Raw genomic sequence first — 20,280 nt, forward strand, 5'->3', positions numbered from 1 at the left:
TCAATAAATATATATATTAAACAGGATCGTAACCACCAGGATGAAATGGATGACAACGCAAAATTCGGCGAACTGCCATCAATCCTCCACGCACAACCCCATGTTTCTCAATTGCCTGCAATGCATATTCTGAACAAGTCGGCACAAATCGGCAAGTAGGTGGCTTTAACGGTGAAATAAATAAACGATAACCTTTAATAAACAGTATAGCCATTTTTTTCATCCTAACTACCTACTTAGCCAATATTTTTGCCTTCTCACACAAATGAATAAAAGCTTTAGCCACGGCCATCCGGTCAGATTTTACTGCAGCTTGTCTGCCAACTAATAGTAAGTCAATGCCATTAATTAAGCGAAATTGGTTTAAACGATAAGAGTCCCGCAAAAGGCGTTTTACGCGATTGCGCACTACCGCTCCTCCCAATCTTTTACCTGCAGCAAATCCGACGTGGCGCACATCGCTGCGATTAGGTAGAACATAAAGAACCACCATTTTATTCGCATATGATTTGCCAGCTTTATATACAGCCTGGAAGTTTTTATTTTTGTGTAACATACCTTGTTTCGATAACTTATATATCACAGTTTATCATCCCGCCATATGGAAAATCGGCTTTCTATTCAGCGACCTACTATGCAGAGATTATCTTTCTGCCTCTAGCACGTCTTCTTTTTAGAACTAGCTGACCACCTCTGGTTTTCATACGCTCACGAAAGCCATGTGTTCTTTTTCTCCATAAATTGTTTGGTTGATAAGTACGTTTCATCTATTTACACCTCCTTACAAAAAGCCCAAGCTATCATGTTAAAATGCCTATATTTTAACACTAAAGATTATAGACTAGGCAATGCCTCAGTGTCAAGAAATATACGCATTTATAGTTTAGGACTATTGTGGATAAATTTGTAGATAGAATGTCCTATTTCGTAAAAACCTGTTGATAACTTATATACTTTTTGATAATATAAAGCTTAACAAGATATCCACATATACTTTTAAATTGATTATTTATCTACATAAAGTTAAAGTTATTCACAAAAACATGGCTTTATGCACACTTTTATCCACACCACTTAATAACTCTATTATACTTGATAAATACAAGACTGCGAAATACTTTTTATTTTGCTGTTGTATTTTTTTTTCGTCTAAACCATTCTTTTTTAAAATAAGTTATACACATGTGTTGATAAGTGTGTGGATAACTTATCCTCGTGTTAGTAAAATTTGTTGATATATCCTTAAATAAGGCTATAAATCCTCATTACATCCTTATTAGTGCAGGAATGCTTTTGCTATATTACATGTCTACTTCTAAATAGGATACATTTTGTTTTATTTATATTATTTGTATAAACAGAAAGGATTGAATGTATGGACGACACCCTACAAGCCACAATCGTATGGGAGCAGGTATTAAAAAAATTAGAGCAAGAATTATCAAATCTAATGATTGATACTTGGTTAAAACCGACGATCCCCTTAAAAATTACGGATACGACTTTAGAAATTGGAACACCTAAACAAATTATTAAAGAGTGGCTCGAATCTAGGTATCTTCCTATTATTTCATCAACGGTCCAATACATTACGAATAAGCCTTTAACTGTTATTTTTGTTAATTTGGATATGGATGATGAAGTAACTGTGAATCCTACCGCTAAAGAAACCGTCCCACCAGTACAACCAATCGTCTCTTCCTCAGAAGTTGTTGAGGACCTTGATAAGAAAGCTGACCAGGTACAAACCACCCTATCTACCTCTAAACAGCCTCATATCTATAAACCTTCCTCTGAATCAGATCAAAATTTTTCTTTAACCTTGAATCCTGCAGAAGAATCTATGGCCGTTTTAAATCCTAAATACATTTTTGAAACCTTTGTTATCGGCAATTCAAATCGTTTAGCTCATGCAGCATCATTAGCTGTTGCCGAAGCGCCAGCTAATGCTTATAATCCTTTTTTTGTTTATGGTGGTGTTGGTCTTGGTAAAACACATCTTATGCACGCGATTGGCCACCGTATTCTGAAAAATCATCCTCATCTTAAATTACTATATATTTCTAGTGAGAAGTTTACAAATGAACTAATTAATTCAATTCGAGATGGGAATCCAGAAAGTTTTCGTCAAAAATATCGTAATATTGATGTGCTCTTAGTTGACGATATTCAATTCTTAGCAAAAAAAGAACATACGCAAGAAGAATTTTTCCATACATTTAACACACTTCATGAGGCTAATAAACAAATTATCATGTCTAGTGATAGGCCTCCTCGTGAAATTCAAACATTAGAAGATCGGTTACGTTCTCGCTTTGAAATGGGCCTGATTACAGATATTCAACCTCCTGACTTGGAAACACGGATTGCTATTTTACGTAAAAAAGCACTTATGGAACATCTAAATGTATCCAATGATGTCATGGTATATATCGCCAGCCGTATTGATAATAATATACGAGAACTAGAAGGCGCTCTTATCAGAGTAATGGCTTATGCTTCCTTAACTAACCAAAACATTGATATTGATTTAGCAACAGAAGCATTAAAAGATATCTTCCCTCATGGTAAGCCAAAGCAGATTACGGTTGAACTCATACAAGAGACAATTGCTTCTTACTTTAAGCTTAAAATTGATGAGCTATTAGCTAAAAAGCGTACTCGTAATGTAGCCTACCCAAGGCAAATTGCTATGTATCTGTCGAGAGAATTAACCGAAACCTCTCTCCCTCGTTTAGGAGAAATGTTTGGTGGTCGTGATCATACAACAGTTATTCATGCCTATGACAAAATTAGCCGTGAACGAAATGCGGATATTAAATTAAGTAATACCATCAAAGAATTAATTAAACGCATTGAAAACACTTGATAAGTATAACCTCTTTTGTATTGCAAAATCCGCTATTTTACTAACACAATGCACTGTCCTTTGACAAATAAGTGTATAACTCTGTTAGTAACCTTAGGACGAGCTTGTAGACTAATTGTTGATAAAATACTAACAGTAAAAGTCTGTGGATTTGTGGATAACCCCTATAGTACTTACTGACATCTTATTAACATGCTTTTTACTACTGTTAATAAGGCAATTTTAGAGTTACTAACATATCTACAGCCCCTACTACTATTACGACTATTTTATTAATATATATATTATTTAGTATTAATATACCGAACGGAGGCCAAATAATGAAAATATCCTGCACAAAAGATCAGCTTAATCACGCTGTTCAAACGGTACAAAAAGCAATTGCCACAAAAACACCTATGCCAATACTAACAGGAATCTATTTAACTGCTTTTGACAATAAAATCGAATTACAAGCAACAAACTATGAAATAGGTATAAGTTGTACAATTGATGCAATTGTTGAAGAACCAGGAAACATTGTTATTTCAGGACGTTATTTCCAAGAGTTAGTTAGAAAACTACCTGGCGATACAATTGAAATTGCTTCTAATCTTGAAGATAGAACAATACAAATTACTTCGAATCAAGCACAATTTAATTTATTAAGCTTACCAGCAGAAGAATTTCCTGTATTAAAAAAACCAACAAGTGACACGATTATAACTGTCAAAGATAATATTTTAAGAGAACTTATCAAAAAAACAGTGTTTGCCTGTGCAAATGACGAGTCTCGTCCTATCTTTACAGGTGCATTATTAGAAATTAATCAACATGAAATTAATATGGTTGCGACAAATACTCATCGATTGGCAATAAAAAAAGACCATATTGGTCATAATACAGATAATGTTAAAATGATTATTCCTGCTAAAATTTTAAATGAATTAGCACGTATTATGATTTCAGATATTCCTATGGATGTAACTATTTATTATCAGAAAAACCAAGTTTCCTTTGGCTTTGATAATGTATATATTATTTCTCGGTTAATTGAGGGACAATTTCCCGATTATAATAAGGTCATTCCTGCTAATTTTGCTACAAGCATTACCATTGACACTCATTCCTTTATGGATGCAGTAGAACGTGTCTCCTTATTAGCTAGAGATGGAGATTATAATATTATTAAATTGGCTTTTAAAAATGATTGTGTTATTATTACATCTAATAATCCCGATATTGGTAAGGCATGTGAGACAGTTTCAACAATTATGCAAGGTAATGAAGTAGAAATTGCATTTAATGCCAAATATGTTACTGATATTTTAAAAAATATTAATAGTGAAAAATTAATTTTTTCACTAAATACGCCTCTTAGCCCAGCTAGTGTTAAGCCAATTGATGATGAAACCTATAATTATATTATTACACCTGTGAGGACTAATTAATGGAAGAAATAGGGATAACAACACCTACAATTCAATTAGATCAATTTTTAAAATGGGCTGGTATTGTGGAAAGCGGTGGACAAGTTAAATTATTTATTGAAGACGGATTAGTTTTTGTTAATGAAGTACAAATTAGCGAACGTCGTAAGAAATTGCAGCCTGGTGATATTGTAGCAATTAAAGAAATTGGAATATGGAAAGTAACGGCTGAATAAAAGGTGTTGCCATGAAAGTAAATAAAATAGTATTACGAAATTACCGAAATTATGTTGATCTTTCGTTAGATTTTACCCAAGGAATTAATATCTTTATTGGTCAAAATGCTCAGGGTAAAACCAATATTCTAGAATCAATTTATTATGGAGCTATGGGACGTTCTCATCGTACAAATGTAGATGCAGAACTTATTCGTTGGCAGCAAGAAAATGGCAGTATCACTATTTTATTTTCCCGAATGAATATTGAAAATAGCTTGGTTATTAAACTAAGTAATCATCAAAAAAAAGAAATAATCTCAAATAATTATGGAATTAAACCACGGGAATTGATTGGTTTACTAAATGTAGTATTATTTTCACCCGAAGATTTAATGCTTATAAAAGGTATGCCTGCTATGCGCAGGCGCTTTTTAGATATAGAAATATCACAAGCAAACCCTACTTATTATCAGCAATTATTAAAGTACAATCGTATTGTTACACAAAGAAATAATTTATTAAAAAAGATTAGGGAAAACAAAGAAAAACACGATATGTTAGATGCATGGGATGATCAATTGGCGGTAACGGCAAGTAAAATTGTAACGAAACGATTAGATGCCGTGAAAAAATTAGCAATGTTAGCTAATTTAATGCATCGGAAAATAACGGCAAGTAAAGAAAATTTAACGCTTGTTTACCAAAAACATGAGATACAAGAAACTGAAATGGAAAAGCTTAAAATTGAATATAAAAACAAACTATTACAATTTAGGCAAAATGATATTTGGCGTGGTAGTACAAGTATAGGTCCCCATAAAGACGATTTAATTCTTACCGTAAATGGTGTTAATTTAAGAACGTTTGGCTCACAAGGTCAGCAGCGGACAGGGGTACTTTCATTAAAGCTGGCAGAATTAGAATTTATTAAGTCTGAGACAGGGGAATATCCTATTTTGTTATTAGACGATGTTATGAGTGAGTTAGATGCTTCTCGTCGTGAGCATTTATTAGCTTTTATAAAAGATCGTGTACAAACAATTATTACCGCTACGGAAGAAAAGTATTTTCCTAATTGGGAATTTGGTAAATACTATCATGTTGCTAATGGCACAATAGTGGAGTGAATACTATGCTAAAAGTGGATAATATCCTTTCTCATACGATAAAAAATATGGGGCTTCAACGAAAATACAATGCACAGTCCGTTATTTATCACTGGAAAAAAATAGTTGGTGATGATATTGCCGCAAATACTTATCCACGCGTAGTACAGCAAGGAACATTAATGGTCGGAGTTAATAGTTCTGTTTGGTCTCATCATTTATCGATGATGAAAGAAAGCATTATCGATAAAATTAATAATTATGTTGGTGAGAAACTAATTTTTGATATTCGTTTTCAAGCAGGATATTTTAGCAATTTACAGAATGAAGAAGATACCGATATTAATGTTGTAGCGCCTACAAAATATAAATTAAGTAAAGTTAAATTAGATGAATCTGATATAAAAATTATGCAAGATACTGCTGCTTATATTAGTGATAAGTATTTAAAGCAAAAAATATTGCGTATGATGCGCAAAAATTTTGCTTTAAATAAAATAAAAAAACAGCATAACTGGCACCAGTGTGCCAGTTGTACTGTTTTATGTCCTCCAGATGAAATGCAGTGTACTGCCTGCACACTGGCTAAAAAACACACATTACTCTATACTATTATTAATACATTAAAAGAAATTCCTTGGATACGTTATGCTGAATTAAATAATCATATTACCTGTACAGAAGACGAATTTCGTCAAGCTAAATATACGCTAACAGCTTCCATCAGTAGGGATCTGCAAGAAGGCGATAATGATAAATTTAAAATTATGAGTTTTATAATGCTAACTACTGGAGCAAAAATTGAGGCGGTTAATGATGCAATTATTAATAAAACTTTGGAAAAATTCAGGAGGAATAAGTAATGTTTTTACATCTAGGAGCTGATATGGTTGTTCCTTTGCGTGATGTTATTTCCATTACTGATTTAAAGTCAGCACAATCAGGTATTAATAGTGAGTTTCTCAAGAAGATGCGAGATGAAAAACGAATTTTTGATATTTCAGAAAATGATCCAAAGAGTTTTGTTATTACTACCAATAAGGTTTATTTATCAGCTATTTCATCATTAACATTGAAAAAGAGAGCTGGTCATTTTCAAATATATGAAAATATTTAAAGATATATACGCTGAGATTGTAAATTTGCAATCTCTTATCGTTGATTTTAAGGTGGAGGTTAACAATGAGCATTGAGGATGAAGTTATAGGTAATGGTAATTATGGGGCGGAACAAATACAAGTATTAGAAGGGTTAGAGGCTGTTCGTAAGCGTCCAGGAATGTATATAGGTAGTACATCAGCTAGAGGATTACATCATTTAGTATATGAGGTTGTTGATAATAGTATTGATGAGGCTTTAGCTGGGTATTGTGATAAAGTAGATGTTACTATTTGCCATGATAATAGTATTATTGTAGCGGATAATGGACGTGGTATTCCAGTTGGTATGCATGAAACAGGAAAACCTGCTGTAGAAGTAGTTTTAACTGTATTACATGCCGGTGGTAAATTTGGCGGCGGCGGTTATAAAGTTTCTGGCGGTCTTCATGGTGTAGGTATATCTGTAGTAAATGCTCTTAGTACTTATTTAGAAGTAGAAGTAAAAGTAGATGGAAAAATACATCAGATTCGCTTTGAACGTGGTTATACAGCAAGGCCTTTATCTATAGTTGGCGAAACAGAAGAGACAGGAACTAAAGTAACTTTTAAACCTGACGGTGAAATATTTGAGGAACTAGTATATAGTTATGACACTTTAAAGCAACGCTTAAGAGAACTTGCCTTTCTAAATAAAGGAATTACTATAAATTTGACAGATGAACGTACTGAAACTCATGAAACATTTTTCTATGAAGGTGGTATTTCTTCATTTGTTGAACATTTAAACAAAAATAAGACAGTATTGCATCCAATTCCTATTTTTGTAACTGGGATTAGGGAAACTAGTATTGTGGAAATTGCTCTCCAATATAACGAAAGTTATGTAGAGAATATTTTCAGTTTTGTTAATAATATTAATACCCAAGAAGGGGGAACTCATCTTAGTGGCTTTAAAATTGCTTTAACAAGGACTGTTAATGATTATGCCCGCAAATTAAACATATTAAAAGAAAATGACGAAAATTTAAGTGGTGAAGATGTACGAGAAGGTTTAACTGCGGTTATTAGTTTAAAAATTGAAGAGCCACAATTTGAAGGTCAGACAAAAACTAAGTTGGGGAATAGTGAAGTACGTGGTGTTGTTGATAGTATTGTTTCTGATCGATTAAGTGAATTCTTTGAAGAAAATCCAGCGATTACGAAAAAGATAATTGAAAAATCCGTAATGTCTGCAAGAGCTAGAGATGCGGCTCGTAAGGCTAGAGAACTTACAAGAAGAAAAAATGCTTTAGAAATCAGTTCTTTACCTGGTAAATTGGCAGATTGCTCATTAAAAGATCCAATGCAGACTGAAATTTATCTAGTAGAAGGTGATTCAGCAGGCGGCTCGGCCAAACAAGGACGGGATCGTCGCTTTCAAGCTATATTGCCACTACGGGGTAAAATATTGAACGTAGAGAAAGCCCGTTTAGATAAAATTCTAAATAGCGAAGAAATTCGTATTATGATTACTGCTTTTGGTAACGGTATTGCAGAAGATTTTGATTTAGAAAAAAGTCGTTATGGTAAAATTATTATTATGACAGATGCGGACGTAGATGGTGCTCATATTCGTACGTTACTGTTAACCTTCTTTTATCGTTACATGAAGCCTCTAATTGAAGCAGGCCGTATTTACATAGCGCAGCCGCCTTTGTACTTAATTAAAAAAGGTAGGGAAAGCTGGTATTTATACAGTGATGATGAAATGGACAAATTATTAACTCGTATTGGACGAGATAATATTAATGTTCAGCGATATAAAGGTCTTGGTGAAATGAACCCAGAGCAATTATGGGAAACTACAATGAATCCAGAAGGCAGAACCCTTTTACAAGTAGAGCTTGGTGATGCCATGGCCGCAGATGAAATGTTTTGTGTGCTGATGGGGGATAAAGTAGAGCCTAGGCGTAAATTTATCGAAGATCATGCTCATGATGTAAGGAATTTAGATACTTGATAATGACCTCCCAGCCTTAAGCTGGGAGATTTTTTTCTATTGATAAAAGGGGAGGAATATAGTAGTAAGTATGGAAGTAATATAAATGTTTATATTGCAGGAGGAATCTATGCGCATTGCAGTGGTTGACGGACAGGGTGGAGGTATGGGAAAGTTTATTATAGAAAAAATAAGAAAAGAGTTTAAAGAACAAATAGAAATCCTTGCTTTAGGGACAAATGCTTTAGCAACTTCGTCTATGTTAAAGGCAGGAGCAAATGAAGGAGCTACGGGCGAGAATGCAATTGTCTATAACAGTCAGGAAGTTGATTTAATTATAGGTTCATTAAGTATTATTATGGCGAATGCCATGCTAGGTGAACTTACACCCAAGATGGCTGAAGTAATAACGAATAGCAAGGCACGTAAATTGTTAATACCTATTTATCGAGGGAATGTTGATATTATAGGAATGTCAGCGGATCCACTTCCTCATTTAGTGGATAGTTTAATAATGCAAGTAAGACAATACGTAAGGGGGTTAGAACATGTGTGAAGCTAACGTGTATTTACTTAATAATGATGTAGAAGAATTATTGCTTGAACGAGTAGACAAAATAATACCTAAAGACGGAGAAATTTATCTTGAAAATATATTTGGGCATCGTAAAACATTGGCTGCGCGAATAAAGGAGCTCCATTTAGTTGATCATAGAATTCTGTTAGAGAGAATAGTATAAAAAAAATTATAAAGTGTATTTAGAAAAGATAGAGTATATGGTATTATATGTATATGAAAATCGGTTGCAGTTAATAACGCTAAGCAGAAGTTTAGTTAACCGATGATGCTTTATAAATAAATATGTGAACAACAAACCATGAAGGGAATGGCGATAAGAACTATCGCTAACTTCATGGTTTACTTTTTTAGTAGGAGGTGTTATATAATTAAGTTGGTATAGATAGCAAAATAGAAAAGTAAGATATGAAAATGGAGGTTCTCTATGCATATACCTGATGGTTATTTAAGTCCTTCTACCTGTTTGTCAATTAGTACTGCTATGTTGCCTGTTTGGTACAAAGCTTCTTCTGTAATTAAAAAGAATTTAGATATATCCCAAGTTCCTTATATGGCGATGGGGGCGGTTTTTTCATTTTTAATTATGATGTTTAATATTCCTATCCCTAATGGAACGACAGCCCATGCAATTGGTGGTGTAATGATTGCAATTGCCTTAGGGCCTTGGGTCGCTGTAATTGGGGTTAGTGTGGCATTATTTATTCAAGCTATTGTTTTTGGTGATGGAGGCATATTGGCATTTGGTGTGAATGCATTTAATATGGCTTTTGTCATGCCTTTTGTAGGATATTATATATTTAACGTACTTACCAAGGGCGCTGAGGTTGGTTCTAAAAGATACATAGCAGCAGCTGGTGTTGCTGGTTACATTGGGCTTAATATGGCAGCACTTCTGGCAGCAATTGAATTTGGTATTCAACCTTTATTATTTACAGCCGCTGATGGAACGCCCCTTTATTGTCCTTATGGTTTAAATGTTACGGTTCCAGCAATGATGATGGTGCATCTTACTGTTGCAGGAGTAGTGGAAGGTATTTTTACTGCTATAGGAATACGATATATAACAAAAAATTCACCTGAATTAGTTCTAAAGGGGTAGGGATGATAAGATGAAACAAAAATATGGAATTATATTACTTATTATGGCATTGCTATCACCCTTGGGTTTAATCGCTGAGGGAACGGCTTGGGGTGAATGGGGCTTAGAGGATCTTACTGAATTAGTAGGATATGTACCTCAAGGACTTGAACAGGCGCAGGAGTGGTGGGCCGCCATTTTTCCTGATTATACAATTCCTATTTTAGGAGAAGGAAAAGTAGTTGAGAGTATTAGCTATGTATGTTCTGCACTGATTGGCTCCGGTTTAATTTATGGATTAATAGTTTTGTATGGAAAGATGATAATTAAGAAAGCCTCTACGATGTAATAAAAAAATGACTCTATAGAGTAAAAACTCTATAGAGTCATTTTTAAAAAGGATAACTTTTCAAACCCTATACTTTTTTAGTATTATGATAAGGGGATAACCAATAGCAAAGACAATAATTGCTTCACTTACGGCAATGGATAATATTGTAAACCAATAAGGCATGGCATATAATATAGAAAGATAGCTGCCTACAATAAGAGCATTAATAATGATGGGAGACAGGTAGGCAAAAAAATTCATTCTAAACCGATAAGTGCACCAAGCTGCCAGCAGTGTAGCAAGGCTACCGCCTACAATGTCCCACAAACCTAATCCGCCGAATATATTAGCGGCTAATGTACCGATAAATAATCCATAAATAGCCTCGGGGAAGAGAATAGGGAGCAAGGTAAGGGCTTCACTTAGGCGAAATTGTAAGGGACCATAAGAGATGGGTGCTAGGACATAAGTTAGGCTTGTATATAAAACGGCAATCATTGCAGCACGAAGTAGATAGCGAGTATCCATAATTACCTCCAAGTAATATTAATTGTACTTATATTATAGCGAGTTAAAATCTACTAGGAAAGTTTTTTCAAAAGAGATATAGTATTAATAATAAAAAACAAACATACGTTCCTAAAATATTTGTAGAGTACCTCTAAGAGATGGTATAATACGGATTAGAATAATAGAAAGAATTAGGTGGTACATATTGTCTAATAAAAGCAGTAAAAATCAACAATCAGAACATAGATGTAATATAAATCCAAGGCTTCGCTCTGAAGTAGTGGGTATATTTCTTTTGTCAGCAGGTATTATTTCAATTATTAGCATATTGGATTTTAATACGGGTTCTATTGGATTGTATATATCTAAATTTCTGAAGTATACTTTTGGTGTAGGAGCTTTTGTAATTCCTTTGCTTATGATGATTATTGGTGGCTTCTATATAAAAACAGATCATGGAATTATATATAGTGTTCGCTTTTGGGGATTATCTTTATTGTATATTTCCTTATTGGGCTTAGCACATCATTTTTTAATCAGTGAAAATAAAGAAATACTTCCAGAAAGTTTAGTCAGTGGCGGTGGTATTGTTGGTGGTATGTTACTATTTATCTTACGTAAATTTTTTGGTTTTTATGGATCCTTTGTCTTATTAATATCATCTAGTTTATGTGGTATCTTAATTGCAACAACTTGGTCATTATATCAGACTTTTGTATCTGCAAAAGAAAAAACGCAGCAAGGATTATCTACTGCCATTGAACAAATTGAGAAGGTAGGTAAATTTTATAATCAAGAAAAAGATCGAAAGTTCGCTAAAATAAATAATAAACAAGAGAGACAACAGGAGATAGCAGTACTAGAACAAGCGGCAAGTTTAGCTGAAAAACCATTATTAGATCGTTTATTAGAGCAAGCAGCTTTACAAGAACAAGAAGAATCTCGTTCTAAAGCAAGGACGGAAGAGCCAATTCATCAAGTACAAGAAAGTAATATAGAAATAAAAGCAAAACAGGTTGCTAAAGGAAAAATTGAAAATGATCATTCGGTATTAGAGCCTGAAACTAAGCCTTTTGCTGGTTATATATTGCCACCACTATCTCTACTACAAAAATCAACAAATCAAACAGATAGTAAAAGAGCAAAAGAAGTAGCCAATAATGCTAAAATTTTGGAAAATACCTTGGAAAGTTTTAATGTTAAAGCCAAAATGATTCATATTAGTCAAGGACCTACTGTCACTCGTTATGAATTAGAACCTGCCCCAGGGGTCAAGGTGAGCAAGATTGTTAATTTAGCAGATGATATAGCCTTAAGCTTAGCTGCTTCGGGAGTGCGTATCGAAGCGCCGATACCTGGTAAGGCCGCAATTGGTATTGAGGTTCCTAATAAGGTTTTAGCAAGTGTCCCATTAAGAGACGTATTAGAAACAGATGAATTTTTAAAGTCCAAATCAAAGCTAATCGTTGCTTTAGGTAAAGATATTGCAGGGCAAACTATAACAGCAGATTTAGGTAAAATGCCTCATTTATTAGTTGCTGGTTCAACTGGTTCTGGTAAAAGTGTATGTATTAATACATTATTAACGAGTATTTTATTTAAAGCTACTCCTGAGGAAGTACGGCTAATACTGGTGGATCCTAAAGTAGTTGAGCTAACCAGTTATAATGGTTTGCCTCATTTACTAACACCTGTAGTGACGGATGCTCAAAAAGCTGCTGCTGCTTTAAGATGGGCTGTACAAGAAATGGAACGTCGCTATGAAATGTTTGCCGCTGCTGGAGTTAGGGATATTGGTCGATATAATGAGTTAATTGATAATTTTCCTGTTGGAGAAGGTTCAAGCGGTGAAAAGATTCCCTATATATTGATTATTATTGATGAGTTAGCTGACTTAATGATGGTTTCACCAGTGGACGTAGAAGACGCCATTATTAGGTTAGCACAAAAAGCTCGTGCTGCTGGTATTCATATGGTATTGGCTACACAAAGACCTTCTGTAGATGTTATCACTGGCCTTATTAAGGCTAATGTTCCTTCAAGAATAGCCTTTGCAGTATCATCTCAAATTGACTCTCGTACCATTCTTGATATGGCAGGGGCAGAAAAATTATTAGGTAAAGGGGACATGTTGTTTTATCCGATTGGTATGTCCAAACCTCTCAGGGTGCAAGGAGCCTTTATTGCTGATAGTGAGGTGGAACAGCTTACTGAGTATATAAAAAAACAAATAGAACCTCCAGAATATATGGAGGGAATTACGGCTTGTGAAGGTACTACTAAAGGGGAAAACAGCCCAAGTGTTTTTGAAGATGAATTATTTGAGGAAGCAGTACGTATTATCATGGAGTTAAACCAAGCATCCGCATCGATGCTGCAAAGAAAGTTTCGGATTGGATATACTCGCGCTTCCCGATTAATTGATACCATGGAAGAAATGAAGATTATTGGCCCTAATATGGGCAGTAAACCTCGAGATATTATAATGACCTATGATCAGGTATGTGAGCGGTATTTTTCGCACGAAGATAAACCTGCTGAAGAGGTGTGATGATATTTTGAATAAGAATAAGCAAATTATTAAAAAAGTTGGTCTGCCTCCAGGTACATTATTACATATTGGATCAGCAAGAAGTGAACAAATAAAAATTAAAATGCTATGCTACAATTGTAACGATTGGTCGGAAATGGAAATTGATAGTATAGATGATATAATAAAAGATCAAGATACAGAAAACATTTGCTGGATTCATAGTAGTGGTGTTCATATTGTTAAGATAATAGAAAAAATTGGAACTATATTTAAAATTCATCCCTTAGTCTTAGAAGATATCGTAAATACAAATCAACATCCCAAATTGGAAGAGAATGAAGATTATGTATATGTTATATTGAAAATGATTCATTGTGATGAAAATAAAAAAATAGAATTTGAGCAAGTTAGTATCATAGTTGGAAAAAATTATATTTTATCCTTTCAAGAAAATGATAATGATATATTTAAACAAATTCGAGATAGAATTAAAAGCACTCCGGGTAAGATTAGAGCAAAAGGTGCCGATTATCTGGCTTATGCCTTATTAGATTGTATTGTTGATTATTATTATGTAGCACTTGAATACCTAGGAGAAAGGATTGAAGTATTAGAAGATCAAGTTATGTTAGATCCTAAACCTGAGGTTTTAAAGGAAATCCATGGGTTAAAAAATGAAATGTTATTTGTTAGAAAGGCTGTTTGGCCATTAAGAGAAATCATCAATGCCTTGGCTCGAGGAGATTCAACTCTATTCCAAAAGGATACTCTTATTTACCTTAGGGATATTTATGATCACATGATTCAAGTAATTGATAGTATAGAAATGTATCGTGATATGGTTACCGGAATGCTTGATATTTATATTTCTAGTATCAGTTATCGGACTAATGAAGTTATGAAAGTTCTAACTATTATCGCTACGATATTTATTCCGCTTACCTTTATTGTAGGCTTATATGGCATGAATTTTAAATATATGCCTGAATTAGAATGGGAATGGGGTTATCCAGCTATTTTATGTATTATGGCTTTGATTAGTTTAGGTATGATACATTACTTTCGTAAGAAGAAGTGGCTATAAGAAAAGACTTGGCTTGTACCAAGTCCTCGGACGCAGACAGAAGCCTTAGTCGTTCTTACTTGGAATCAAGAAAGTGATATACTTTCTGATTCCGTAAAAAAAGTCGTACCGATAATAAGGTACGACTTTTTATTTTATGAATATAAATAAAAAATACTGGGAAGTAAGATTTTAGGATAACTGCAATTTAACTCCAAAGCGTTCACTAGTAAATTTAAGCCATTCTTTAGCAGCAAAAGAAAGGTAACGATCTTTTTTCCAAATCATACCTAAATGCCAAGGAATCATAGGTTCAGCTAATGATACTGTTTTAATTCGTGTAGGATCAAGATATTCACAAATTGTTTTAGGTAATAAAGCAATTCCAAGTTTTGTGGCAACCATCTCAGAGATAAAATCCCATTGGGAACTTTGGCAAATTACCTTGGGATCAAAGCCACTTTGTATACAGCGATTGATAATACGTTCATGAAGAACAAAATCTTCTCTTAGTAAAATAAAAGATTCATCTTTTAGCTGAATAAGCTCAACATTTGATTGCTCTGCTAATTCGTGTTCTGGATGTACTATTAACATAAGAGGCTCTTTTACAAAAGGAAACATTTCAAAGGTATTTTCATTTACTGGTAGTAATACCATACCGATATCTAAGCTGCCATCTTCAATGCCATCTTTTACTTTCCTTGAACCTACCTCGATTAGGTTGATATCAATATGAGGATAAATTTTAGTAAAATCAGCGATAATTTTGGAAAAAAAGCTAGCACCTACCATAGGGGGTAAGCCTATAACGAGGGTACCTTTTTTCAAATTAATAACATCAGCAAGTTCTGAAGTAAGATTTTGAAAAGCGGTCACAATTTGTTCAGATTGATGAAGGACTGCTTTACCTGCATCGGTTAGCTCAATTTGCTTAGCGGAACGATAAAATAAAGTTGTTCCTAATTCATCTTCTAAAATTTTAATCATTTTGCTAATTGATGGTTGCGTTATATGGAGTGAGCGGGCTGCCTTAGTAAAACTACGATTTTTAGCGACTTCAATAAAATAAGTTAAATGGCGAACATCCATAAATATATCTCCTTTTATATTAGTTAATTTATTAATAATGTAAAATTTTGCTGATATAAGTATTATAGTCTATATTTAGAAGGTATGGTAGCTAGTGGAAGCAGTAAATAGTTAGATTGTCTATTATAGTAAGAATACTAAGTCAATTTTCGTTTAAAATATTATAAATGTAGCATAATACTATGGTATAATATAGATAAAATCATTAAAGTGAGGGAATTTTTTTGAAAAAAGCAATCATTGAAATGGATAAAGGTAACATTGTAATTGAATTATTTGAAAAAGATGCGCCTAAGACAGTGGAAAATTTCGAAAAATTAATTACAGAAGGATTTTATAACGGAATCTCTTTTCACCGTGTAATAAAAGGATTTGTAGCGCAAGGTGGATGTCCAAATGGAACTGGTACTGGTGGTCCAGGTTATACTATTCCTTGTGAAACAAAGGATAATCCTCATACTCATGAGCGTGGATCTTTATCGATGGCACATCGTGGACCCAATACGGGTGGTAGCCAATTTTTCATTGTATATGAACCTCAACCTCATTTGAACGGTGTACATACGGTGTTTGGTAAAGTTATTGAGGGTATGGACATAGTTGATCAAATTCAGCAAGGTGATATTATGAATAAGGTTACAGTTGTTGAAGAATAATACGCAACACTGATAGTAAGCAATCGTATAGGGGGTGGGAGCATCAATAAGATGAAATCTCACTCTTTATTTAATTTATCCGATGACTAAACCGCTCTAAGACTCCCGACTTCATCTCGTTAACAGTCTGTAATTCCCTTCCCTCTGGTCAGGATAACAGTCTGTAAACTCGAAGTAAGTTCGCTCTAAGGATTTTCGAATCCAAGGCTCACTTATCTCGTTAACATCCTGTAATATACTGCCCTCTGGTTAGGATAACAGTCTGTAAAACTCGAAGTAAGTTCGCTCTAAGGATTTTCGAATCCAAGGCTTACTTATATAAGTGGGACTTAAGAGCGGCTAAGTCCCTGGATAAGTGCGACTAAGATTCATATGGAGTTAAAACTCCATATGAATCAAGTCTTCTTTATATTGGGATTAATGATTAGGAGGTAACTTGTGGAACAGATAAGTATAGATATGATTTTATTTTTAATGGGCGCAGGTTTTATTGCATCTTTTATTGATTCTGTAGTAGGTGGTGGTGGCTTAATTTCTTTACCAGCATTGTTACTAACTGGTTTACCGCCAACCATGGCATTAGGTACAAATAAGATGGCTAGTGTTATGGGGAGTTGTACCAGTACTATTTCTTTTTTGCGATCAGGAAAAATTGACATAGGAATTATTAAATATTTATTTCCACTTTCCTTTATTGGATCTATTTTAGGTGTCATTGCAGTACAACAGATACCTTCTGCATTTTTAAAACCATTAGTAGTGGTCATGTTAGTCGTTGTTACGATTTATACCTTTACAAAAAAAGAATGGGGAGATATATCGACCTATAATGGCATGACAAAAAGGACAGCCTATCTAAGTGGTGTAGTAGCTTTTTCCATTGGTTTTTATGATGGTTTTTTTGGTCCGGGTGCAGGGTCCTTTTTTATATTTGCTTTTTTAATGATTGGTTTTGATTTTGTAATGGCAGCTGGTAATTCTAAAGCTTTAAATTTTGCCAGTAATATTGCTGCTGTGATTACCTTTATTTATTTTGGCTCGATAAATTATTATTATGCGATACCTATGGGGATTGCCATGATTTTTGGAGCAATTGCAGGTTCTACATTGGCTATAAAAAAAGGGGCATCTTATGTGCGCCCACTGTTTTTATTTATGTCAGTTGTTTTAATAAGTAAACAATTATGGGATGTTCTTCACTGAAGAATATTGCTTTCCTCTTTCGTTATTTGAAATACAATATAAAAAGTAGTGCCGTTTGGTCCTGTAATAGGCTGTATCGTAGCATTGTGCCGATTGGCAATACTATAACATACAGCCAGCCCTAAGCCGGTGCCAGTATCCTTGGTAGTAAAAAAAGGAGTACCAAGTTTTTTCATGACATCGGTAGGTATTCCTTTGCCTTCATCCTGTATTGCTAACACAACTGTATCATCATAGGTGAAGGTTTTTATGTAGATATTACCTCCTGGTTCCATAGCTTCAAAACCATTGTGTACAATATTAAGTATAAGTTGACGAATTTCTTTTTCATCGAGGAGTAAATTAGGTATTTGTTTTAAATCACTGTAGATGTATTTATTATCAACGATACCATTTGCTTGCATTAAAGGCATTAAGGTTATAACGATGTCGTTGAGATTTAATTCTTTTAAATCAACGGACTTGTCTTTTGCTAAGGATAAAAATTCAGTAATAATGGTATTGGCTCTGTCGAGCTCTTCAATCATTATACTGAAAAATTCACTATGCTTTTTGTATTCGGCTTTTAGGGATATCATTTGTAAAAAACCACGTACTGTTGTCATAGGATTACGTACTTCATGACCAATACTGGCCGCCATTTCTCCTACTAAATTTAATCTATCTAGGCGAGCTATTTCAGCAGTCATGTTTTTATGAGCTGTAATATCCCGAGAGTTAGATAAAGCATATTCTACAGTGCCATCTGCTCTAAATTCTGGCACGATACGAGCATGAAAATGGTGGTTTCCATGTATACCTGGAAACTCATATTCAAAGACATTTGGCTCTTTGGTATGAAAAACTTCCTGGTTTTTTTTCTTCCACATTTCGATAAAATCTTTATCGAAATGTGGAATTTCATCTAAGGTTTTATCAAGATATTCTTCAACAGAGACACCAGTTAAATCCTTGATAGCAGGGTTGATAAAGGAAATTCGCATATCTTTATCAATGCGTGAAATAATATCAGGTGTATTTTCAATAAGGGCCTGGAACTCTTGGTGTTGTTGGTATATTTTAGCTTCCATTAACTTGAGATCGGTAATATTCATTAAGGTATATAAGGCAGATTGAACGGTATGTTCTTGGTCATATTCTGGCACCGCTTTACAATGATAGAAGCAATGTTTACCTTGATAATTGATAAAATCAGACTCAAAGACAACTTCTTTACCGGTTGCAAAAATATAAGAAAAGGTAGCTTCCCATAAGGTACAAAAATTATTAGGTAGGCCAACATCTCTAAAGGTTTTACCAATAAAATCTTGGGCTGGTATGTTGGTGTCAGAGGTAATGATTGGATTGATATAGATATGCTGACTCAATAGGTTAACACGGGCGACAATGACAGGTAAGTGTTCTATAAGCGTTTTATATTCTTTTTGACTTTGACGAATAATTTGCTGGTACTGTAGATGCTGGACTTGAGAATTTTCGAAACGGTGAAGTTCTTTACGCAGCTCTTGCATTTCGGTAAGAATGTTTTCCTTAGTATTTATCTCACTACTCATCTATTTCCAATCCTCTCCATCTAACTAAGTAAGCACGCACGAATCAACATATAAAAGAATTCAAGATTTAGAATAAAATTACCTTTCGAGATAATGTCGAAATTTAGGATAATTCTAAATAAATTTTCTAATGTAGAAGCATTTTGTTGTATTACAGCAATCGGATGAGGCCTAGAAGAATTAAAATAAAACCTGACAAATAAGGGATGCGTTTTTTAAGCTGGTCTGAAATTAGATGATTTGAGACATATATTCCTAAAGTAATTACTACAATTTGAATAAAGCCCATAGAAAGAGGGGTATATAAGGGTAGAGGGCTTACTAATACTGCGGCGAAAATGGCTATCATATTATCAACACCGAGGGCTAATCCCAGAAGTATTGCCTCTAGCGGGCTAATGGTTTGGGAATGATCAACGTCAGCAGATTCTGGCTTATTTATGATCGTAATCAATAATTGGCTGGCCGAGTAAGGTTTAGAATCTGAAGTCACTATTGCCTCTAATGGGTGATCCTTATTAATTGCCCTAAGATACTCTTGAATCATACTATACAACCCCATGGTAGTAAGCAAAAACGCGCCTACTATTATTGCAAGTTTTGTATTGATATATGCTCCTAATAGATAAGCAGTCCCCATGGCAAACCCTGTGCAAAGAGTAGTTGCTATTCCGATAATAAAGAGTGAAATATTTGGTATAATGATTTTTTTTAGCCCATAAGCAATACCAGCAACGAATCCATCAATACTTACGGCAAAGCCTAATAGTAATACATAACATAAGGTCATTATCTAGCCTCCTATGGTAGGGTTATAGAGTAGTCTGAAATAATATATGGCAGAGGCTAATTTTTGGTGACGATATATAGTTGTTTTGCTTGCCTAAGGATTTAAGAGGATTTTAGATGGAATCCGCACATATAACACTTTCTAATTTCAATAAAGAAAACATGGGTTTGGCGCAAGCCAAGTTTTCTTTATCCGATGACTAAACCGCTCT

Annotated in this window: 22 protein-coding genes; 15 read left to right on the top strand and 7 right to left on the bottom strand. The window is 34.2% G+C overall.

What is annotated here, in order from left to right:
* Positions 1 to 16: 16 nt before the first annotated feature.
* The 3 genes from yidD to rpmH are packed head-to-tail and all read right to left on the bottom strand — an operon-like array spanning position 17 to position 767.
* Positions 17 to 223, bottom strand: a complete 207-nt coding sequence (yidD, locus tag QSJ81_RS14745; RefSeq protein WP_285718128.1) for a membrane protein insertion efficiency factor YidD — start codon at positions 221 to 223, stop codon at positions 17 to 19.
* Positions 224 to 232: 9 nt separating this feature from the next.
* Positions 233 to 583 carry a ribonuclease P protein component gene (gene rnpA / locus QSJ81_RS14750; RefSeq protein WP_038674324.1) on the bottom strand — a complete coding sequence of 117 codons (351 nt, stop codon included), beginning with the start codon at positions 581 to 583 and terminating at the stop codon, positions 233 to 235.
* 49 nt (positions 584 to 632) lie between these two features.
* Entirely contained in the window at positions 633 to 767 is a 135-nt protein-coding gene (gene rpmH / locus QSJ81_RS14755; protein WP_038674322.1) for a 50S ribosomal protein L34, read from the bottom strand.
* A 608-nt stretch (positions 768 to 1,375) separates the two neighbouring features.
* Between rpmH and dnaA the strand changes: the two genes are divergently transcribed.
* From dnaA to QSJ81_RS14810, 11 genes are all read left to right on the top strand, one after another.
* Complete coding sequence (gene dnaA, locus QSJ81_RS14760; RefSeq protein WP_285718129.1) at positions 1,376 to 2,869, top strand: chromosomal replication initiator protein DnaA; 1,494 nt, start codon at positions 1,376 to 1,378, stop codon at positions 2,867 to 2,869.
* Positions 2,870 to 3,189: 320 nt separating this feature from the next.
* On the top strand, positions 3,190 to 4,299 hold the full coding sequence (gene dnaN / locus QSJ81_RS14765) for a DNA polymerase III subunit beta (protein ID WP_038674318.1): 1,110 nt from the start codon (positions 3,190 to 3,192) through the stop codon (positions 4,297 to 4,299).
* The gene (locus QSJ81_RS14770; RefSeq protein WP_285718130.1) at positions 4,299 to 4,514 is read left to right on the top strand and encodes an RNA-binding S4 domain-containing protein; all 216 of its coding nucleotides are present in this window, start codon (positions 4,299 to 4,301) and stop codon (positions 4,512 to 4,514) included. The genes dnaN and QSJ81_RS14770 overlap by 1 nt, the downstream gene beginning before the upstream one ends.
* An 11-nt stretch (positions 4,515 to 4,525) precedes the next feature.
* Positions 4,526 to 5,623, top strand: coding sequence for a DNA replication/repair protein RecF (gene recF, locus QSJ81_RS14775; RefSeq protein WP_285718131.1), 1,098 nt, complete (start codon positions 4,526 to 4,528; stop codon positions 5,621 to 5,623).
* Between the two features lie 5 nt (positions 5,624 to 5,628).
* A complete protein-coding gene (locus tag QSJ81_RS14780; protein WP_285718132.1) occupies positions 5,629 to 6,465 on the top strand; it encodes a DciA family protein in 837 nt (278 codons plus the stop codon).
* Positions 6,465 to 6,719, top strand: coding sequence for an extracellular matrix regulator RemB (remB, locus tag QSJ81_RS14785; protein WP_285718133.1), 255 nt, complete (start codon positions 6,465 to 6,467; stop codon positions 6,717 to 6,719). Before QSJ81_RS14780 ends, remB begins: the two co-directional genes overlap by 1 nt.
* Before the next feature lie 65 nt (positions 6,720 to 6,784).
* Positions 6,785 to 8,701 carry a DNA topoisomerase (ATP-hydrolyzing) subunit B gene (gene gyrB / locus QSJ81_RS14790; RefSeq protein WP_038674310.1) on the top strand — a complete coding sequence of 639 codons (1,917 nt, stop codon included), beginning with the start codon at positions 6,785 to 6,787 and terminating at the stop codon, positions 8,699 to 8,701.
* A gap of 109 nt (positions 8,702 to 8,810) precedes the next feature.
* Positions 8,811 to 9,236, top strand: a complete 426-nt coding sequence (locus QSJ81_RS14795) for a DUF3842 family protein (protein WP_285718134.1) — start codon at positions 8,811 to 8,813, stop codon at positions 9,234 to 9,236.
* On the top strand, positions 9,229 to 9,420 hold the full coding sequence (locus QSJ81_RS14800; RefSeq protein ID WP_285718135.1) for a CooT family nickel-binding protein: 192 nt from the start codon (positions 9,229 to 9,231) through the stop codon (positions 9,418 to 9,420). The genes QSJ81_RS14795 and QSJ81_RS14800 overlap by 8 nt, the downstream gene beginning before the upstream one ends.
* 264 nt (positions 9,421 to 9,684) lie before the next feature.
* Complete coding sequence (gene cbiM / locus QSJ81_RS14805; protein WP_285718136.1) at positions 9,685 to 10,359, top strand: cobalt transporter CbiM; 675 nt, start codon at positions 9,685 to 9,687, stop codon at positions 10,357 to 10,359.
* A gap of 10 nt (positions 10,360 to 10,369) precedes the next feature.
* Positions 10,370 to 10,687 (top strand): PDGLE domain-containing protein, encoded by a 318-nt coding sequence (locus QSJ81_RS14810; RefSeq protein WP_285718137.1) that lies wholly within the window; start codon positions 10,370 to 10,372, stop codon positions 10,685 to 10,687.
* Between the two features lie 60 nt (positions 10,688 to 10,747).
* Here QSJ81_RS14810 and QSJ81_RS14815 read toward each other — a convergent pair whose 3' ends face one another.
* Positions 10,748 to 11,197, bottom strand: coding sequence for a QueT transporter family protein (locus QSJ81_RS14815; protein WP_285718138.1), 450 nt, complete (start codon positions 11,195 to 11,197; stop codon positions 10,748 to 10,750).
* A 187-nt stretch (positions 11,198 to 11,384) separates the two neighbouring features.
* On the opposite strand from QSJ81_RS14815, the gene QSJ81_RS14820 reads away from it, so the two are divergent.
* Together QSJ81_RS14820 and corA are read left to right on the top strand one after the other, a co-directional pair.
* Positions 11,385 to 13,730, top strand: coding sequence for an FtsK/SpoIIIE family DNA translocase (locus QSJ81_RS14820; RefSeq protein ID WP_285718139.1), 2,346 nt, complete (start codon positions 11,385 to 11,387; stop codon positions 13,728 to 13,730).
* A 7-nt stretch (positions 13,731 to 13,737) separates the two neighbouring features.
* Complete coding sequence (gene corA, locus QSJ81_RS14825; protein WP_285718140.1) at positions 13,738 to 14,796, top strand: magnesium/cobalt transporter CorA; 1,059 nt, start codon at positions 13,738 to 13,740, stop codon at positions 14,794 to 14,796.
* A gap of 171 nt (positions 14,797 to 14,967) precedes the next feature.
* On the opposite strand, the gene cidR is transcribed toward corA, so the two are convergent.
* Positions 14,968 to 15,867 carry a cidABC operon transcriptional activator CidR gene (gene cidR / locus QSJ81_RS14830; RefSeq protein ID WP_038674297.1) on the bottom strand — a complete coding sequence of 300 codons (900 nt, stop codon included), beginning with the start codon at positions 15,865 to 15,867 and terminating at the stop codon, positions 14,968 to 14,970.
* 224 nt (positions 15,868 to 16,091) lie between these two features.
* On the opposite strand from cidR, the gene QSJ81_RS14835 reads away from it, so the two are divergent.
* Both QSJ81_RS14835 and QSJ81_RS14840 read left to right on the top strand, forming a co-directional pair.
* Complete coding sequence (locus QSJ81_RS14835) at positions 16,092 to 16,523, top strand: peptidylprolyl isomerase (protein WP_285718141.1); 432 nt, start codon at positions 16,092 to 16,094, stop codon at positions 16,521 to 16,523.
* Positions 16,524 to 16,961: 438 nt separating this feature from the next.
* A complete protein-coding gene (locus tag QSJ81_RS14840; RefSeq protein ID WP_285718142.1) occupies positions 16,962 to 17,726 on the top strand; it encodes a sulfite exporter TauE/SafE family protein in 765 nt (254 codons plus the stop codon).
* Here the strand turns inward: QSJ81_RS14840 and QSJ81_RS14845 are convergent.
* Positions 17,720 to 19,279 (bottom strand): ATP-binding protein, encoded by a 1,560-nt coding sequence (locus tag QSJ81_RS14845; RefSeq protein WP_285718143.1) that lies wholly within the window; start codon positions 19,277 to 19,279, stop codon positions 17,720 to 17,722. The two genes, QSJ81_RS14840 and QSJ81_RS14845, sit on opposite strands and share 7 nt — an antisense overlap.
* 151 nt (positions 19,280 to 19,430) lie before the next feature.
* Positions 19,431 to 20,069 carry a manganese efflux pump gene (locus QSJ81_RS14850; RefSeq protein ID WP_285718144.1) on the bottom strand — a complete coding sequence of 213 codons (639 nt, stop codon included), beginning with the start codon at positions 20,067 to 20,069 and terminating at the stop codon, positions 19,431 to 19,433.
* Positions 20,070 to 20,280 lie beyond the last annotated feature (211 nt).

This window comes from Pelosinus sp. IPA-1 (genome assembly GCF_030269905.1).
GTDB lineage: Bacteria > Bacillota > Negativicutes > DSM-13327 > DSM-13327 > Pelosinus.

Coding starts and splice junctions, on each gene's coding strand:
- QSJ81_RS14850 (WP_285718144.1), bottom strand. CDS start 20,069: ATGACCTTATGTTATGTATTACTATTAGGCTTTGCCGTAAGTATTGAT.
- gyrB (WP_038674310.1), top strand. CDS start 6,785: ATGAGCATTGAGGATGAAGTTATAGGTAATGGTAATTATGGGGCGGAA.
- cbiM (WP_285718136.1), top strand. CDS start 9,685: ATGCATATACCTGATGGTTATTTAAGTCCTTCTACCTGTTTGTCAATT.
- QSJ81_RS14770 (WP_285718130.1), top strand. CDS start 4,299: ATGGAAGAAATAGGGATAACAACACCTACAATTCAATTAGATCAATTT.
- yidD (WP_285718128.1), bottom strand. CDS start 223: ATGAAAAAAATGGCTATACTGTTTATTAAAGGTTATCGTTTATTTATT.
- QSJ81_RS14810 (WP_285718137.1), top strand. CDS start 10,370: ATGAAACAAAAATATGGAATTATATTACTTATTATGGCATTGCTATCA.
- QSJ81_RS14780 (WP_285718132.1), top strand. CDS start 5,629: ATGCTAAAAGTGGATAATATCCTTTCTCATACGATAAAAAATATGGGG.
- QSJ81_RS14845 (WP_285718143.1), bottom strand. CDS start 19,279: ATGAGTAGTGAGATAAATACTAAGGAAAACATTCTTACCGAAATGCAA.
- cidR (WP_038674297.1), bottom strand. CDS start 15,867: ATGGATGTTCGCCATTTAACTTATTTTATTGAAGTCGCTAAAAATCGT.
- QSJ81_RS14800 (WP_285718135.1), top strand. CDS start 9,229: ATGTGTGAAGCTAACGTGTATTTACTTAATAATGATGTAGAAGAATTA.
- QSJ81_RS14815 (WP_285718138.1), bottom strand. CDS start 11,197: ATGGATACTCGCTATCTACTTCGTGCTGCAATGATTGCCGTTTTATAT.
- rpmH (WP_038674322.1), bottom strand. CDS start 767: ATGAAACGTACTTATCAACCAAACAATTTATGGAGAAAAAGAACACAT.
- recF (WP_285718131.1), top strand. CDS start 4,526: ATGAAAGTAAATAAAATAGTATTACGAAATTACCGAAATTATGTTGAT.
- dnaN (WP_038674318.1), top strand. CDS start 3,190: ATGAAAATATCCTGCACAAAAGATCAGCTTAATCACGCTGTTCAAACG.
- QSJ81_RS14795 (WP_285718134.1), top strand. CDS start 8,811: ATGCGCATTGCAGTGGTTGACGGACAGGGTGGAGGTATGGGAAAGTTT.
- dnaA (WP_285718129.1), top strand. CDS start 1,376: ATGGACGACACCCTACAAGCCACAATCGTATGGGAGCAGGTATTAAAA.
- remB (WP_285718133.1), top strand. CDS start 6,465: ATGTTTTTACATCTAGGAGCTGATATGGTTGTTCCTTTGCGTGATGTT.